Consider the following 3248-nt stretch of genomic DNA (forward strand, 5'->3'; position numbering starts at 1 on the left):
AATCGACGCTTAGCATTACGATTTGAGAAATCCGATCTCTCTTTCCTTGCCTTTATAGCTTTAGCATCTATTAAATACAACCTTTGTTAACAGTGCCTAAACAGCCCGCTCCAGGAAAATGGTTCAGATCTGCTCCAAGAGCATTTACAGATAAAAGAGGATTTACAGATAAAAGAGGATTTATAGGTTTGTAATTGTTGTTTGATTATGAGTGTTAATTCTACAACTTTCTATAATTGGAATGAGCTAGTTGGTGCTTCTATGCGACTTGCTAATATGATTTCTGTTACAGGCCGTTTGGTTTCACGATTTAATTCTTTAAAAGTCTTTGCTAATAAAAATGATACCGATTATTTTTGTGTACAAGCAGGAACTCAGGGAGTGAGTTCTTCTGTTGCCGGAATTCCGATCTCTGTACATAATGGGTATTGTGATTCAAATTTGGGAAGTTGCATCAAATTTTTTAATAGGCAGATGCTAGATCACAAGATTAATGGTACGGCTGTTATTTTTAATAATGTACTTGAGATTAATTGTGTAACTGATAATGTTCTGCTACAAAAATGCAACGAATATACGATCAAAATAAATTTCAATTGTATATTTACCAAAGAGATAGGGAAGGCTCCTGACATACATGATATATATAATAATAACAAAATACCAAATATAGTTATTGGTGTAGTTAGTGGGGCTGAAAATGATGGTGTTGCTGCTTATACAGATTGGGTCTTAAATTCTTTTGCTCACTGGAACGTTGTTTTAAAGCTTGATCGTATATCAACAGATTGTGTTTTAGGTAATTTAAGTAATGAATTTAAAAGTATTTTCAGCTTATATAGCAATACTTTTGGATACAATGAATTTTCAGATTATTTTGAAAATTTAAATAAAGAAATTCTAGATTGGTATGCTAAAGAAAATTATTAAATATATACTGAAGGAAAATATCAAGGCGTTGTGAATCACTGCCAGAAAAAGCTGCATGAGTATCAAGGCACTACAAATGTACAATCTCTTTTAAGTATATGTGAAAGTGTTTTAGGGCATGATTGGTTCGTGGAATTTCCTATTGAGTCAGATGATTCAAGCTCATTGGAGGTGCAAGAAGGTTTCAGGCCTCATCTTAATTTAAGTGATTTAGGTATGAAGGAAGATTTATAGTTCTATTTTTTAAATAGCTGTTTTTTATTATATTGTTTCATTGTGGAGATCGGGCTTAGAACTTTCTCTAATTGGAGTGAGTTGTTTAATTTGTTTGTTCAGCTTGGTGATATTGCGGATAGTACTGGCAATTTAATGCGTTTCCAATCACTTAAAAACCTCAGTGATGCTGACTATTTTTGTGTGAGGACACATACTGAAGTATTGGGGTTTGATACTACTGGATACGATCCTTCTAGTATGCATTCTATTGGTTTTGAGATTGTATATCCTGAAACATGTATCGCAATTCCTGATAGTGATATGAGGGCTGGGCGTCTCGTGAAAAAAATTGTGATTTTTAATAGAGTATTCAATATTGAATGTGTAATTAATGATTTGCTTTTGCATAAATGTGTGAGACATATAATGAAAGTGAACTTTAACTGTATATTTTCTAAGGAGATAGAGCATTCTCTCGATATACTATATATCCTCAATGAGGATAAAATGCCAAATATAGTTGTTGGTGCGATGGATAATGATATACATGTAAATTCCATGGATTTAAAAGTGATTGCTGGGTGGAATATTATTCGTAAACTTGATCCTATATCAACCAATGATATTCTAAATAACTTAAGCGGTGAGATACAGAATATTATGAACACATACAAGGTTACTTTTAAGTTGTCTGCTAATCCAAATAAGTGGGTTTCTTCAGATCAGGATATAGAAAATAACTATCGGTTAGATGCCATATCTATGTGTAAAGATGCTATAAATAGGTATTATAATGCTAGCTGCGAAGATAGCCATCAAACATCTTTATATGATGGATATCCATCTTATTTTAGTGTATGTGAGAGTATTTTAGGACCATGTAAAGACTGGTTCGTAAACCATAATTTCAATTATTCGTAACCTGATTCCAGGAGTTTTTAGGATGATTTTATAGAGTTTGTTTCTAAAATTCAATCTAATCGAGTTTCTATCTTATATAGCCATTTTATTTGAGGTGGCATAATACTTCTTGCATTACAGCTTATTAGCCTTGTTATGCTAATTTCACTTAAATAACTATAAGTTTAGGTAAGGTCCATACCACTTTCATGAGGTGTATTATACTATGAGTATATAATATATCATTTAAATCTATATCATAGGAGGTTTATATTATATTCCTATATATGCAAAATACAATCAACGAAGTAGGATTAAAGATGCTTATTTATGGCTCTATATCACATCTTGTTCCTGATTTTACAGATGAGTTAGAGCAGAGCGCTGAAGATATGCCTGGGAGCGCTGAGCCTAAGGGTGCTGGGCCTGGGAAGACGCCAGAAGAAGAGATGCGGCAATATATAAAAAAAAAATTTTAAAGATACATTTAACCGTTATTTTCCAAGTAATGAAAATGATGATATTAAACAGGGGTTGGGTGTTATAGGCCTTAAATCTTATCACAAAGTACTTGATAAAGAGCTTTCTGAGCTTTCTAAGCTTTTTATTCAAAGTACTGATCAAGAGCTTTCTATTCAAAGTACTGATGGGATGGTACAGCTGATTGCTGCTCTTTTTGATCCAAAAAAAATACCAGGCCTTCTTTCAAGAACAAATTCTCCTGATATTGAAGATACAATCTTACGTCAATATGCGCTTGATGTTTTAGAAAAAGAAATCTGCACTAATATTATAAAAATTCAAAAAGGTGAAATTCAAAAAGATGAAATTACAGAAGAAGAGCTTGCTAAGATAAAAGGTGAATTACAAAGTAAATGGGGGTTTGACAAAGCAAAGATTCTTATATCCTTAAATAAAGGAAAGATAACTACAGAGACTATTAAAGAAGAAATTATTTATGAAAGGTTTTTAGTTTCATGTGAGGAGCTTTTGGCTACAGATAAAAAAGCATTGTATCAAGATATTTCTAAAAGTAAAACTGTGGAGCTATTTGTTAAAAAGAACTGGCTATTTTTCAAAGATGATTTCGAGATTGGGAAATTCAAAGCGCTTGTTAAGTTTTTAGAGCATTTTTGCCTTGAAAATAATAAAGAAAATACAAAGAGGTTTGATTTTAATAAAATTCTTGAAGAATTTAGTAA

The 3248-nt window shown here is 32.0% G+C and carries 5 protein-coding genes; all 5 read left to right on the top strand.

The features are described 5' to 3' along the window. The first annotated feature begins 207 nt into the window (after window positions 1-207). Window positions 208-930, top strand: coding sequence for a hypothetical protein (locus Cyrtocomes_RS05655; protein ID WP_322498217.1), 723 nt, complete (start codon window positions 208-210; stop codon window positions 928-930). 30 nt (window positions 931-960) lie between these two features. After that, window positions 961-1164, top strand: a complete 204-nt coding sequence (locus Cyrtocomes_RS05660; protein WP_322498218.1) for a hypothetical protein — start codon at window positions 961-963, stop codon at window positions 1162-1164. A 42-nt stretch (window positions 1165-1206) separates the two neighbouring features. Beyond that, window positions 1207-2067, top strand: coding sequence for a hypothetical protein (locus Cyrtocomes_RS05665; RefSeq protein ID WP_322498219.1), 861 nt, complete (start codon window positions 1207-1209; stop codon window positions 2065-2067). A gap of 266 nt (window positions 2068-2333) precedes the next feature. After that, window positions 2334-2525 (top strand): hypothetical protein, encoded by a 192-nt coding sequence (locus Cyrtocomes_RS05670; RefSeq protein ID WP_322498220.1) that lies wholly within the window; start codon window positions 2334-2336, stop codon window positions 2523-2525. 55 nt (window positions 2526-2580) lie between these two features. Further along, window positions 2581-3248 (top strand): hypothetical protein (locus Cyrtocomes_RS05675; RefSeq protein ID WP_322498221.1); only part of this gene is annotated, 668 nt, incomplete at its 3' end.

This window comes from Candidatus Cyrtobacter comes (assembly GCF_034470605.1).
GTDB lineage: Bacteria > Pseudomonadota > Alphaproteobacteria > Rickettsiales > Midichloriaceae > Cyrtobacter > Cyrtobacter comes.